Below are 13,700 nucleotides of genomic sequence, written 5' to 3'. Positions count from 1 at the left end.
AAGTTTAGAGAACAATTAAGTTTTTTAAATGAATAGCGAAATACAACAAATACAAACAAGGTATTAATTAATATCACTAAGTTAATGTAACCCCACGATCGTAGCGATTGCCTTAGACTGGAAGCTTTGCGTCCTATGCTTTCGCATAGTTTGCCATTTAATTTACTTATGCATTGTTTTTTACCAACATAAAAACTAGTAACTATGTATAATAAAAACAATAGACTATAGTTAAATAGAATTAATTGCAAATATTACTTACAAAATTCATGCTAAGTTCATTTTATAGATGAAATCTAACTAATTATCCCAACGATCCGAGTATATCAACACGAATGGTATCTGGAATTTCATTATAAGAAAGAACTACTAAGCTGCCTTTAGTAAAGGTTTTGGCGTAACGTGCCAGCAAGGGTCGTAACTGTGGCACCACAATTAATGTAGGTGTTACCCCTCTTGATTTCATATCTTCGACAATCAGTGGCATAGTGCGTTGAAATTGGCCTAGTAAATTGGGGTCAACCGCAAAACTATCCAGTACAACTTTGCCTGCTTGCATCGCTTGGTCGAGTGAGCTTTGTAAGGTACTTTCTAGTTTTTCATCTAAGCTATAAGCACTGAGTTCATCACGATTACCCATTACCTGTTTTACTAATACTTTTTGCAAAGCACAGCGCACATCTGAAACCAGTAGAATAGGATCTTTAGTTACCTCAACACTGTCTATTAAAGTGCCTGCAATGGTGACAATATCTTTAATGCTAATGTGCTCTTTAAGCAATAAACGAATGACTTTAAGCTGCAAGTTAGTGGGTAAGGCTTTTTCGAAGGTTTCCGCTAAGCTAGGTGAAATCTCTTTTAAACGCTCATTGAGTTTTTGTACATCCTCATAACTGAATAGCTCATCTAAATGCTCTTTGATCACCTTACCAGTGTGTGTGGCAATAATGGTGCCTAAATCTACCACCGAGTAGCCCATATTCAACGCTTGGGTTTTGCTGTCATCTTTTATCCATACAGCTTCAAGCCCATAAGCAGGGTCGGTGGTTATTTCACCATCTAAGCTGCCATATACATCCCCGGTATTTAACGCCAGTAACTCTTTGGCATTCACATTGGCACTGGCAACGGGGACACCGGCTAAGTTTACTTTGTACTCTTGTGGATTTAGTTTCAGGTTATCTTTTATTCTGATCTCCGGTAATAAAAACCCAAGTTGTTCAGAGAGATTTTTACGCACACCTCTTAAGGTTTTTACCAGCTCTTCCCCTTTGTCTTTATCAGCTAAATAAACCAAACGAAAGCCAAGCTCAACCGACAGCTTATCAACATGAGAAATATCTCCCCACTCTAAGTTAGCTTGTTGCTCACTTAAAATGGTGTCGGTCATCTGCTCTGCTTCAATTAAGGAGTTATCAGGGAGAGAGCGCTGCAATCGCCAAGCAACATAAAACAATGGCGCAGCAAATGCTAAAAAGGCGACAGTTGGCATCCCAGGCACAATACCAAGCGTGACCATGATTAAAGCGGCGGTAAAAATAACACGCGGAGAGGCAAGTAACTGCTTACCGACCGCTTCACTCACATCACCTTCATCGTTCATTCGCGTAACAATAATTGCAGCAGCAACGGCTAACAGCAACGAGGGAATTTGTGCAACTAAGCCATCACCTATGGTTAATAGGGCAAAACGTTGAAACGCTTCGGCTAAACTTAAACCATGTTGAAAAGCACCTATTGATACACCACCGAGTAGGTTAATCACTAAAATAATTAAACCGGCAATGGCATCACCGCGCACAAACTTTGAGGCACCATCCATAGAGCCATAAAAATCAGCCTCTTGGGCTATGGTGCTACGTCGCTCTTTTGCTTGCTCAGGTCCAATTAATCCGGCATTTAAATCGGCATCAATTGCCATTTGCTTACCGGGCATAGCATCTAAGGTAAAGCGAGCTGCCACCTCAGAAATACGCTCGCCACCTTTGGTAATAACCACAAAGTTAATCACCATTAAAATGACAAACACCACAATACCAACGACGTAGTTACCACCTATAACCACTTCACCAAACGCTTGAATAACGCGACCAGCGACATCTGAGCCTTCATGACCGTGTAGTAGTACTACCCGTGTTGAGGCAATATTTAGGGTTAAACGCATCAAGGTGGCGACTAACAAAATAGTCGGAAATACAGAAAAATCGAGCGGTTTTTTAGTAGACACAGCTACCAACAATACAATCACTGACAATACAATGTTGAAGGTAAATAATGCATCTAATAACCATCCTGGTAATGGCAAAATAACCATCGACAAAACAGCTAACAGCAAAATAGGAATAGCGGTGTAAGGTTGAGTAAAACTGCGCCAGTTCAAATTATAACTCCAACATCTAAGGTTTCTGTAAGTTTTTAGGGATTGTTAATTCAGGTAAGGCTGCGGGTGCTTGCCCACGCCCTTGCTTGTATGCTTTTAGTTGCAATACGTAGGTCAGTACATAGGCAACCGCACTGTATAAGCCGTTAGGCACTTCTTGGTCGACCCGGGTCGAAAAATAAATAGCCCGTGCTAATGCAGGGATTTCTATAATTTCTTTGTTATTCATACGGGCCACTTCGCGTATTCTCAGCGCCATTTCATCCACGCCTTTGGCGACAACATAAGGGGCTTTAGCTGCCTCTTCACTGTACTTTATTGCCACAGCATAATGAGTTGGATTGGTGACAATGACATCGGCAGTGGGAACACGCTCTTCAATTTTTCGGTTTGATTGCTGATATTGTATTTGCCGAATTTTATTTTTTATCTCAGGGCTACCGTCTGAAGATTTGCGCTCTTCTTTTACTTCTTGGTGGGTCATTTTTATTTTATCAGCAATCTGTTTTTGCTGAAAAGGCACATCAATAACCGCAATAAAAAGCAGCAAAGTTACCGTGATCATTAATGATAAAAATAACAGCTCAATACCTTGGCCTATCGCCACTTTGATATCTAAGTTTTGTAACATCATCAGCTGCATCCACAGCTTGGTTAAAAAGGTATATAAGCAAATCGCCAGTAAGGTTATTTTTAATATCGATTTAAGCAGCTCAACTAACGACTGTTTACCAAACATTTTGCCTAACCCGGTTAATGGGTTGAGCTTGCTCATTTTTAGTGCGACCAGTTTTTTTGAAAACACAAACCCACCCGGTAAACACCCAGTGATCCACATTGCGCAAAAGCTTAATAATAAAAACGGCGTAAGGGTCGACAGCATATTCATAATGGCGTCACTCAATGCGATGGGCATCATTTTTTTGTTATTTATAATTGTGTGATCCAGCACCATGGTACTGTTCATTAAGTTAACAAATAAGCTGTAAAATAAATTGGCAAACCACAATAGCCCAGCAATACTAACCATTAATAAAATAGCGGTGTTAAGCTCTTTTGAGCGCGCAACTTGGCCGTCTTCTTTGGCTTTTTTTAGCCGTTTTTCTGTGGGTTGTTCTGTTTTTTCTTGCGAGCTATTTTCAGACATATCGCTACCTCATCGCCTGTGCAAAGGTTGTTAGCACATAATACGTTAGCCTTGAAAACGCACTTCCAGTGTACTCTAAGGTCATAAATACACAGAAAAAGCCCATCAACAGCGACATAGGAAAACCCAATACAAAAATATTCAATGACGGCGCTGCTCTACTTGCCACACCAAAGGTTAAGTTAACCAATAACATGGCGACTATTCCTGGTAGCGAAAGCAGTAAAGCAGAGGAGAACATCCACGCAAATAGCATAATGATCGATTGAATATCAAACTCATAAATACTGCGCCCAATCGGAAAACTATGAAAACTCTCCACCATAACTTGTAGAGTTATCAGGTGGCCATCAACAGCAAAAAATAATAAGGCACACATAATCCAAAATAATTGCCCTAACAGGGCAACTTGATTACCACTGCCTGGGTCCATAACAAGCGCCATCGACAAACCCATTTGCATGGATAAAATCAGCCCTATCATCGCCATCACTTCAAACAAGATGCGCAGTGATAGCCCCATCATCACCCCAAAAATGATTTGTTCGAACGTTAAAATGACCGCATCCAAAGAAAATAAGTCAATAGCAGGGGCTAGCGGTAACTGCGGGGCGACTAAAAAAGCCAACATCATAGACACTAAAATACGAGAGCGCGGCGTTACCGCCGGATTATCAAATACCGGCATAGACCATAAAAGTGCAGAAAAACGCACAAATGGCCACCAAAGCGTGCCCATCCAGCTGACTAAATCAGTAGACGTTAAAGAGAGTAATGAGCTCAACCAAATACCCCAGGTAACATAAATTTGAGCTTATCAAACCAATCAATCAAAATTTGTAGCATCCAATGGCCTGCAAATACCACCATTAACAAGGTTAATAACATACGGGGTAAAAACGTCAGAGTTTGCTCTTGGATAGAAGTAGCACCTTGAATAATGGCGACCACAATACCCAACAATAATCCGGGTACAATAAGCACTAAAATGAGCTTGATGATGGTGTAAACTGCGCTTGAAATAAGCTCTACCGACATTTCTGGGGTCATGGTGACATTCCAAATGTAGCCGCCAGTGTACCCGCTATCATTGACCAGCCATCGGCAAGTACAAACACCATGAGCTTAAACGGTAAACTAATGATCAGCGGCGATAGCATCATCATACCCATAGACATCAATACACTACTGACCACTAAGTCAATAATTAAAAAAGGAATAAACAACATAAAGCCAATTTGAAAAGCGGTAGTAAGCTCACTTAATACAAACGCAGGCATTAACACTTCAAACGGAATTTCTTCGGCGGTGAGTGTCGTTGGCTCATTGGCAATTAGTAGCACTTGGCGCAACTCACTTTCACGGGTTTGTCTGAGCATAAAAGCACGTAAAGGCTTTTCAGCGGTGAGTAAAGCGTCTTCTAATCCTATGGTTTGCTGCTGAAAAGGCGTATACGCGTTTTGATAAATATCTTGCCAAACCGGTCGCATAATCAACATGGTGAGCATCAGTGAGATGCCAATTAAAATTTTATTCGGCGGGCTTTGTTGTAACCCCATTGCTTGGCGTAAAATCGCCAATACAATGATAATCCTCGTAAAAGACGTTAAAACCATTAATAGCGCAGGTAATAAGCTCAATACCGTCATTAACAAAAGTATTTGCAGTTTAACGCTATAGTCTTGTCCGTCGGCCGTATCTTTTAGCGAAAACAGCGTAAGTTCTTCTGCATTTAGCCAGCTTGGTATAAACAACATGATCAACAGTAGGCTAACTTTAAAAATTACGCGTTTATTCATTTTTTTACTGATCCTTTGCGGTATCTGTTTGAGCAAATTTCAAACCATACTGCCCTTCAACCATCACGACTTCTGCTTTAGCAAAAAACACCCCATTCACTTTTACATCAAGCGCTTCGCCGGCTACTTTATCTAGTTTAAGCACGTCGCCTTCTTTGGCTTGGCTAAGCTCGCCTAAGGTAATTTCAGTACTTGCCACTTCAAGAGTCACTAACAAAGGAACGTCTTGAAAAAATGACATACTGCCTTCGTTCGTTTTATTAGCAGATTTATCATCAAATCCATCAAAAGCATCCAGCTCTAAGCCCGCTAAGGCACTATCAAGGTTTTCGTTCATAATTTAATTACTCGTTGTATTGTTTGATAATTGTGTGATTTGAAATGCTAAGCCAGCCTCTTGCTCAACGACTTGGCCTTTAAATATTTGTTTATGCCCTAGATTAAATAGCGCCGCTTCATTAAGCTCAATCGGTAAGACACCGCCGGCCACACAAGCTTTTAATTGCTTTAAAGTGACTTTTTTCTTTGCCATTTCAATCTGACCTTGCACTGCAAACTGTGCCCACATATCGGTATTGAGTGTGTCGCTACTTGCTGGGTCTTGCTCGCTATCGGCTGCGCAAAAAAAGCTAATTGGTAGCCATAAAAACCAACTTATTACTTGGCTTTCTAATATAAACCGCACTTTAAAAGCCAAATATTGTAATGCTTCTGGTAAAGCATGTGATTTTTGTATTTCACCTAATAGCGCAGAGCGTTCTCTAAATAATAAGCCCTGAATACCTTGCACTTGGCGTTGTAATAAACGGCCACAAATACGGCTCTCTGTTGCACTCAATTCATTCGTGGTAGGCGAGTAATCGTGGCTTGAATTATCTGAATTATTGAATTGCCCGCCTAAACATAAATCAGCTGTTTTATGAGCACTTTGAAAATCAAGCGCTAAGAAAGCTTCGCCTTGAGTGGGTGCAAATAAAGGACAGGCAAGAAATATTCTAGGCGATTCTTTAAACCAACTATTAATGGTTGAATGCGAACAAGGCGAAATTTCTACATCAAAGCGGCTGTCGTTAAATAATTGGGCAAGTTCTAACTCCAATGCTTTACGAATATTGACGTTTATTTGCGCTGCTTTTTGCTGCGCGTGTTCGTAGGCTCTTTGCTCTAGCGTTAGTGCAAATGGAGTAATATGCTCAGAATCTTTCGCTTTAATTAACTTTGCTTTAGCGCTTAACGTTTTACTCATATCACTGTATTTCCTGATTCATTTCTATGTTGCCTATGCATTGGTTTTTTTTGCTTTTTTTAATTGGGCTTGTAACTGTAAATGGTTAACTATATCGCTGCGTAGGCGCTCATTTTTACTTATCCACTCAACCCCTAAAAACACTAACTTGTCACTTACTTCGCGGCGGTACGTTACCTTGCCAGTCAATCGATTGGCTTTATCAAAAACCACAATAAATTTGTCAGGAATAGCCTTTTCAGCAGGCACTAATAAACCCACACCACCCACGCTAATGTCTTTTGCAACGCCATGACAAAGTGGAATATCAATAAAGCAGCGGCGAAGTAACTGTACGCCCACCCCGCCAAGCTGAACTGACTCTAGCTCGTAATTATCTTTGAGGTTTAAATTCCATCTTTTGTAACTTCGTTTAGTTTCTGATTGGTTACTCATAATTCTCTTCAAGGCGTAGCACAGGTTTATTAGCAGTTGCCGCACTGGCAGATTTTTTTACTGGGTTATTAATATTGCTATCATCAAACAACTGATTAAATTTTCCCTCTGCATCTTTAGTTAAAATAAGTAGTTCAACCCGTCTGTTTTCACTGGCTTTTTGGTTTTCTTTGTTCAGTGGTCGATTAGAGGAGAATGCATTTACTTGCAACACTTGGCTTGATGGCATTCCGCCCATGGTCATCACTTTTCTGGCCTGTTGCGCCCTATCGCCAGAAATATCCCAATTACGAGAGCTACCATCAATAAATAGGCTGGCGTCGCTGTGCCCAGAAATAATAATTTTGTTATTAATGTCTTTTACTAAGCCGCCAAGGTATAAAAACAGATCTTCAAAAAACGGAGTCATTTGCGACTTTGAGCGTTCAAACATTTGGTGGTGCTTGTCGTCTCTAATGATCACTCTGAGCCCCAAGGGCACTTCTTCAACTAGTAAGTTATTTTTTAGTAACTCTTCTTTACTGAGTTCATCAATACTTTCCAGTAATAAGCTCAGCTCAGATGAAGCTTCAAATTGGCTATCAATGGCTGAATTTAACTTCTCGCCTTGCCCAGCTTTAGGCTCAACGGTGCCATCGGGCACTTGTAATACTTCACTCATTCCAGGTTTTGGAGAGTCCGGAGGCGTAATTCCCGACTCTAAGTGCTTAATTACAGAAGGAGATCCCCCTAAATCAACGGGGAATGGGCTGTTTTGAGGATCAAAAATAGCGGGGCCACCATCAAAAATTGAGTGAGTTCGCATATAGTGTGCTATTTCTTCACGCTCAGATTCATTGGTGATCGCCATGATCCACATCACCATAAAAAACGCCATCATCGCCAAAGTAAAATCGGCAAAGGCAACCTTCCAAGCACCACCATGAGGCTTTTCGGTTGCTCTTCTACGAGAGCGTTTGATGACGATTTCTTGATTTTTGTTTTCCATCATTAAGCCGCCTTGTTAGTGATCCACTCTTCCATGGTGGTAAAGGTCGGTTTAATTTCTTCATTAATTAATTTTCGGCCTGAATCAGTCGCCACAATAGGCACATGCCCTTTAGCATGCGCCACTAACATGGCACGCACACATTCAAACATTGCCACTTGTTTTTTTACATACTGCTCCATTGCTGAGGCAAGTGGTGCAATTAAACAGTAACAAGCAAAAATACCAATAAAAGTACCCACCAACGCCGCTGCTACATGGTAGCCAATTTCACTTAAAGGCCCATCAAGATGCTGCATGGTAATAATAATGCCGCCAACCGCTGCTAAAATACCAAAACCTGGCATAGCTTCAGCTATATTGGCCAGTGAATGAGAAGGTTTAAGACGTTGCTCTTCAATGGTATAAATCTCTTGCTCTAACATGGCATCAAAGTCATGAGAGTTTATTTTTCCCATACTAAATAAACGTAAGTTATCGCAAATAAAAGTAACTAGCTGTGGGAACTCATACACTTTAGGGTAGGCAAGAAAAATAGAACTGGTTTCTGGGTTTTCAACATGCTCATCTAATCCTTTAATGCCTTTCACTCTGGCTAAGTCTAATAAAGAGTAAATAACGAGTAGTAAGTCATGGTACAGCTCAGACGTATCGGTTCCTTTACCACTAATAAATTGATACTTTAATTGCGATAGCATTTCTGTCAGTACATACTTTGAATTACCCACAATTAGCGCTCCTAAGCCAGCGCCAAAAATGATTAAAAACTCGTATGGCTGCCACATAGTGGCAATGTTACCGCCGGCAAACGCAAAACCACCTAATACTGTTGCAAGTACCACTATTAACCCTATAACTCTTTGCATTCTTTATTCCTTAGGTATTAGATTTTTTGAAGCGCTTGTGTGAGCGCTTCAAGTGCTTGTTTATGAAGTTGGCAAACACGTGCCTCTGTTAAATCGAGTGTTAATGCTATTTCTTTCATATTCATTTCGTGCATGTAATACAATTGTAAGAGCAGCTTTTCTCGGGTATTGAGCTTGCTCATGGCCGCTTTTAGCGTAGCTGCTGTCTCTTCTTTGTCGTGTGTATGGGCACTGGTAAGCGCTAAATTAGGGTTAGCTTCTAATAGCGCTTCAAGGCTATCAAATGCCTCGGCTTGCTCACTGTAGTGCAGTTGAATAAGCTCTTTATGGCTTATGCCTAATGCTTCACACATTTCGGTGTCTGTTGCATCACGACCGAGCTTTTTTTGCAGTGAACGGCTCATATCACGAAGCTGATGAGACTGCTGCCTTAACTGTCGTGGGCGCCAATCGACACGCCTAAACTCATCTAACATAGCACCACGAATACGCTTAAACGCAAATGCAGCAAACTTCTCATCTAAATCCCGACCATAGCGACGAATAGACGACAACAGCGCAATAATGCCTATTTGATAAATATCATCATTATCGACAATAACACCCACTTGAGTACGCATGTGCGCAGCCGCTCTATTCACCAAAAAAGCGTACTGCGATAATAGTTGCGTCTCTTTTTGTGGCGTTAAGGTGACTGGTGGTTCTGTTATTAACTCGCCCCACTCTTCTTGCAACATCATGGCGATGGCCTATTGAATGAAGACGTTCGTAATAAGTACGTTATCCAATCGAACAGATACCGTATTCGCTAACACTAAATTAAACTGCTCTAATAAGTTTTTTTGAACCGCATCTATATCTTTAAAAGCGGCTTTTGCTTGGCTATGACTCATATTGGCAAACTGTTTTACCAGTACATTTCTTACAAGCGGCTCCATCGCCTCTGTGCCTGTGTTGTATACAGATGGTGAAGTCACAAGTACCAAGTCGAGCACTAAATAACGGGCAATTGAGTCCTCTGATACGCTTATAATAAAGCGCTCCATTTCGTGGTATTCGACTTTTGTTATATCTGCTTGCGGACCTTCTTTTGATGAGTCACTGTCGTTAAAAAACTGTCCCGCAAAAAAGGCAGCCGCAATAAGTGCAATTACAGTTAGGGCTATTATTATTTTTTTCACTTTTATCTCTCTTAATCCAAGGTAGTTATACTAATAAATCCAACCAATCTAATGGCGATTTAGGCGTGCGAGTGTTGTTGTCATCATCCATTGAAGGCATCTCGGTATGATTATTTGCAATGTCGCTATTGTCGCTTTGCTGTTGAGGTTGCTGCTGTTTATCACTCAAATTAACATCCACTGTGGTATTTGAGTTTTGCGACAAAGACTGACGTAACTGCTCTAAAGTTTGCGCTATGGCATCTCTAACCTGCGCATTACTCGTAGTTAAACTAACTGAGGTTTTATCACCTTCAATATTGATAGATATTTCAATGCTGCCTAAGTTTGGAGGATCTAATCTAATTTGCGCACGCTGAAGTTGCTGGCCTATTTGCAGCTTTACCTTGTCGCCAAGTACATGCAATAAGCGCTGCCCCCATTCACTGGGAGCCTCTTTTAATTTCTCTTTTTGCCACTCAAATGTTTCTGGCGCGGTGGCGGCAGATGAAAAAGCATTCACTAATGCTGATTTTTGACTGCTGCCTTCACGAGATTCAACGTTGAGAAGTTTCGATTGCGTGTTTTGTGTCAGTGCAGCAAGCTCGAGCTTACTGAGCCCAATACTCGGTTGTGCAGCTAGTTGCTCATTGGTTGGGCTACTTGATTGCGCGTGTCCATAAGTATTCAACACTACCGAAGGTTGATTTAATCGATTCAAAAGCGCTTGCGAATACAATGTTTGTGGTGCTTTGGCTAAATCGAGTGTATTTAATTCTTTATTAACGGGTGTATTCGCTGGCGTTACATTTATAGCTGCAGCAGGCACAGTTAAAACATCACTATGCACTGTCATATTTTGTACAGACGCAGTTTTAGCTGACTCTTGAGTTATAATGCCTTCTTCATGCAGAGTCTCTAAAGGCTTACTCTTTAACTGCTCATCAATAACAAGTTGTGCTGGTGGTGTTTCCACTGCTGCAGTGCCGTTATCAAGAGCAAGGTTACTATTTGAGTTGAGTAAATTTGTGACAGGCGCGTTTATTTTACTGCTATCAAGATTATAATTTGCAGTGTTTAAAAAGTGCGGATTTATTATTTCTTGTGTTTCTGTAATGGCATCTTCTTGCACTAGTTGTTCTGAACTTTCTTGAGGTTGTTCACCTTGCACATTTTGCTGTTTTGTTTGCTGTTGCTTTGAAGAAAGCGTAAACGGCTCAAGCTCGCTCTGTTGTTCTTGCGCATCTGCAGGCGTACTACTTTTTAATATGGTTGGTTTATTAGTGGCACTGCCAAAGTCAGTCTTTGTCGCCATAGTATTTGCTTGGATACTCATAATGACTGTCCTTGTTGTACTTTTTTATACGCAATTAAACCTTCTTTATCTTCCTGGTGGCGCTGCATTTTTACTTTAATGGCCGCTTGTTTTTGGCTCACTAGGTCGATTAAGTCAACGTAACGTGCTTTTAAGTTATTTTGTTCAGCCTTCATTGAACTAAAGCAAGGCATATTTTGCAGCTCATTATAAAATGCAAGCAGCTGCTTATCGGCTGATTTAACCTCATACCAATTACTCTCATGGATAGCATCTTCCATGGTGCTAAGTAATTGTTCCATTTTTTGCGCTGCGTATTTTTGAGAGTGTTCCATTAGCAATACTAAATTCATTATAAGTTCATGTTTCATTTAGCAATAAACAAGCCAACTTTAAGCCGCTGTTTTATAACAAAAAATAAAATAAAAACCCAAAAAGCGGAAGCGGAACTTCCACCTCGGAAGGAAGTGATATGTTATTAATAATGAATTGAATAATTATTTAGGCAGTGGGGGGAGATATAAAAAAGCCGTGTTAAAAATGAAAAAACCAGCTATTGGTAGCTGGTTTAGATTTGTTTATTGTGTACCTAAGCCTTGCCACCCTTCTTGCAAGTTGGTCATCACTACACGGGTGGAGTCAATATAGCTCAAGTCATTTTTTATACTGGCTTGCAATAATGCTTGCCCACAATGCTGATAAAGGTTTTGCATGTTTTGCGCTACTTCACCGCCTTTTTCAAGATCTAATGAGGCCTCAAGCCCGCCTAAAATGCGCATTAGTTTTTCGATGCTTTCGGCTTTTTTATCGTATCTTTTTTGTTTTATGTGGCCTGTGACTTTTTCAAGCTCATCTGAAAAACCATCAAATAACATCAATACTAATTTATGAATATCGGCACTGGCCGCTTTTGCATCTACTGATGTACTTTTATAGGCTGAAAAGCCATCATTTAAATCTAACATCTATGTTTAGCTCCCAAATTGACCCATTGTAGATTCTAATTGTGCAATAGTCTGTTGCATTTGTGTAAACTGCGACAAGTAGCGTTGGTACACTTGCTCCATAGACACTTCATGATCTTTTTGTTGCCTATTGACTATATTTAAGCTCGCTTGCAATGACTGCTTTTTATCCGTCATCAAACCATAGCTTTTAGTGAAAGGCTCAACGCGGGTTTCCAGCTTAGATAACAACCCGTTTTCACCTGTCAGCATGCTGGTTAACTGCTCAGGATTAGTAGCCATAGCTTCTTCAAGTTTTTTATTATCTATTTTTAAGTTACCGCTACGATCAAACTCAATACCCACAGAGAACAAGGTTTTACCTTCAAACGTACCCTGAAAATCGTTGCGTAAAGAGCGAGCAAGGCCGGCAGCCATATTATCTCGTTTTAAGTACTGGTTACTGGTAATGCCATTGGTGAGCGAATTAAACTTATCCACAAAACTTTGAATGTTTTCTTTAGAGCTGTCTTGATCTTGGCTAATTGATATATGAATTGGCTGATCGCCCAGCGACTGCGGCTGCGTTAAATCAATCGTTACCCCATCAATAACCGTATCGAGTTTATTACTGCTTGAAGTGATGGTAAGTGCTGAGTTAGCCCCTAGTTTGACAATCGCATCTTGCGCTAAGGTTAAATCTTGTTTGTTTGTTATAGCATTGGTGATATCACTGCCATTGGCATCCGTACCTTCAGTAAAGCTCACCCCCACCTGATTAGCAGCACCCGACTCAGTACTAGTTAAAGTTAAAAAGGTTTCTGTGCCAGAGCGCACAACAGAGGCTTTAACACCGCTATTATCAACATGTGAGTTGATGGCATTAGCAACATCAGTTAATGATGCATCGGCGCCAAGGCTTGCAAAGTCAACACTAAACGCACTGCCTGCCAAATCAATACTCAACTCACCATCCGTGGTTAAAGCTTTAGCCGGATCAAAACTCAATGCCACTTGGTGTGCTTGTGCTAATTGCTCGACAAATACATCGTACTCACCGCTGGCTGCTGTGCCGCTTGCTGTTACTGCTAATGCGGATGAATTGCTCACCGTAGCGGTGTTAGCAAACAAGCTACTGGTATCTTTAAGATTGGTTTGTAAGTCATCAAAAAAGTTTGATAAATTACTTTTCAGGCTATCAAACGCCTTAATTTGATTGCTAAAAAGGCTACTTTTAGTACTTAATTGCTGATCTTTAGCGCTACGCTCAATTTGTGTATATTGTGAGGCTAATTGCCCAGGATTGATTCCTATTGCAGAGCTCATTTTAATCTCCAAGCATTTTAGTTATAAGCAAAAAAATCTAAAGTAAATATTTTTACTTATGACTATAAACAATAATAGCTACACCTTAGGTGTA

The 13,700-nt window shown here is 40.5% G+C and carries 16 protein-coding genes and 1 riboswitch; all 16 genes read right to left on the bottom strand.

The annotated features are described in order from the left end of the window. Positions 1 to 82: 82 nt before the first annotated feature. Positions 83 to 165: riboswitch (cyclic di-GMP riboswitch) on the bottom strand. A 139-nt stretch (positions 166 to 304) separates the two neighbouring features. After that, entirely contained in the window at positions 305 to 2,380 is a 2,076-nt protein-coding gene (gene flhA / locus PISS_RS04555; RefSeq protein WP_016899411.1) for a flagellar biosynthesis protein FlhA, read from the bottom strand. A 16-nt stretch (positions 2,381 to 2,396) separates the two neighbouring features. Beyond that, positions 2,397 to 3,527, bottom strand: coding sequence for a flagellar biosynthesis protein FlhB (gene flhB, locus PISS_RS04550; protein ID WP_013464399.1), 1,131 nt, complete (start codon positions 3,525 to 3,527; stop codon positions 2,397 to 2,399). A 4-nt stretch (positions 3,528 to 3,531) separates the two neighbouring features. Continuing rightward, positions 3,532 to 4,311 (bottom strand): flagellar biosynthetic protein FliR, encoded by a 780-nt coding sequence (gene fliR / locus PISS_RS04545; RefSeq protein ID WP_028835454.1) that lies wholly within the window; start codon positions 4,309 to 4,311, stop codon positions 3,532 to 3,534. Then, the gene (locus PISS_RS04540; protein WP_013464397.1) at positions 4,308 to 4,577 is read right to left on the bottom strand and encodes a flagellar biosynthetic protein FliQ; all 270 of its coding nucleotides are present in this window, start codon (positions 4,575 to 4,577) and stop codon (positions 4,308 to 4,310) included. Before PISS_RS04540 ends, fliR begins: the two co-directional genes overlap by 4 nt. Then, positions 4,574 to 5,326 (bottom strand): flagellar type III secretion system pore protein FliP, encoded by a 753-nt coding sequence (fliP, locus tag PISS_RS04535; protein WP_013464396.1) that lies wholly within the window; start codon positions 5,324 to 5,326, stop codon positions 4,574 to 4,576. The genes PISS_RS04540 and fliP overlap by 4 nt, the downstream gene beginning before the upstream one ends. Positions 5,327 to 5,330: 4 nt before the next feature. Beyond that, the gene (locus tag PISS_RS04530; RefSeq protein WP_013464395.1) at positions 5,331 to 5,663 is read right to left on the bottom strand and encodes a FliM/FliN family flagellar motor switch protein; all 333 of its coding nucleotides are present in this window, start codon (positions 5,661 to 5,663) and stop codon (positions 5,331 to 5,333) included. A gap of 3 nt (positions 5,664 to 5,666) precedes the next feature. Further along, complete coding sequence (locus PISS_RS04525; protein ID WP_013464394.1) at positions 5,667 to 6,572, bottom strand: FliM/FliN family flagellar motor switch protein; 906 nt, start codon at positions 6,570 to 6,572, stop codon at positions 5,667 to 5,669. Between the two features lie 33 nt (positions 6,573 to 6,605). Then, positions 6,606 to 7,007 (bottom strand): PilZ domain-containing protein, encoded by a 402-nt coding sequence (locus PISS_RS04520; protein WP_058154327.1) that lies wholly within the window; start codon positions 7,005 to 7,007, stop codon positions 6,606 to 6,608. Beyond that, entirely contained in the window at positions 7,000 to 7,998 is a 999-nt protein-coding gene (locus tag PISS_RS04515) for a flagellar motor protein MotB (RefSeq protein WP_049775587.1), read from the bottom strand. The genes PISS_RS04520 and PISS_RS04515 overlap by 8 nt, the downstream gene beginning before the upstream one ends. Continuing rightward, on the bottom strand, positions 7,998 to 8,861 hold the full coding sequence (gene motA / locus PISS_RS04510; protein ID WP_010391179.1) for a flagellar motor stator protein MotA: 864 nt from the start codon (positions 8,859 to 8,861) through the stop codon (positions 7,998 to 8,000). Before motA ends, PISS_RS04515 begins: the two co-directional genes overlap by 1 nt. 17 nt (positions 8,862 to 8,878) lie before the next feature. Further along, complete coding sequence (locus PISS_RS04505; RefSeq protein WP_058154326.1) at positions 8,879 to 9,601, bottom strand: FliA/WhiG family RNA polymerase sigma factor; 723 nt, start codon at positions 9,599 to 9,601, stop codon at positions 8,879 to 8,881. A gap of 9 nt (positions 9,602 to 9,610) precedes the next feature. Then, positions 9,611 to 10,042 carry a flagellar basal body-associated FliL family protein gene (locus PISS_RS04500; RefSeq protein ID WP_013464390.1) on the bottom strand — a complete coding sequence of 144 codons (432 nt, stop codon included), beginning with the start codon at positions 10,040 to 10,042 and terminating at the stop codon, positions 9,611 to 9,613. A 25-nt stretch (positions 10,043 to 10,067) separates the two neighbouring features. Continuing rightward, positions 10,068 to 11,357 carry a flagellar hook-length control protein FliK gene (locus PISS_RS04495; protein ID WP_058154325.1) on the bottom strand — a complete coding sequence of 430 codons (1,290 nt, stop codon included), beginning with the start codon at positions 11,355 to 11,357 and terminating at the stop codon, positions 10,068 to 10,070. Continuing rightward, positions 11,354 to 11,671, bottom strand: coding sequence for a hypothetical protein (locus PISS_RS04490; protein ID WP_232311336.1), 318 nt, complete (start codon positions 11,669 to 11,671; stop codon positions 11,354 to 11,356). Before PISS_RS04490 ends, PISS_RS04495 begins: the two co-directional genes overlap by 4 nt. Positions 11,672 to 11,914: 243 nt before the next feature. Then, positions 11,915 to 12,301, bottom strand: a complete 387-nt coding sequence (gene fliS, locus PISS_RS04485) for a flagellar export chaperone FliS (protein ID WP_010391173.1) — start codon at positions 12,299 to 12,301, stop codon at positions 11,915 to 11,917. 6 nt (positions 12,302 to 12,307) lie between these two features. Beyond that, positions 12,308 to 13,606 (bottom strand): flagellar filament capping protein FliD, encoded by a 1,299-nt coding sequence (fliD, locus tag PISS_RS04480; protein ID WP_058154324.1) that lies wholly within the window; start codon positions 13,604 to 13,606, stop codon positions 12,308 to 12,310. Between the last annotated feature and the right edge of the window lie 94 nt (positions 13,607 to 13,700).

This window comes from Pseudoalteromonas issachenkonii (genome assembly GCF_002310795.1).
In the GTDB taxonomy this organism is placed as follows: domain Bacteria; phylum Pseudomonadota; class Gammaproteobacteria; order Enterobacterales; family Alteromonadaceae; genus Pseudoalteromonas; species Pseudoalteromonas tetraodonis.
Note: the sequence above shows the minus strand (reverse complement) of the source record. Positions and strands in the feature narration are given on the sequence as shown.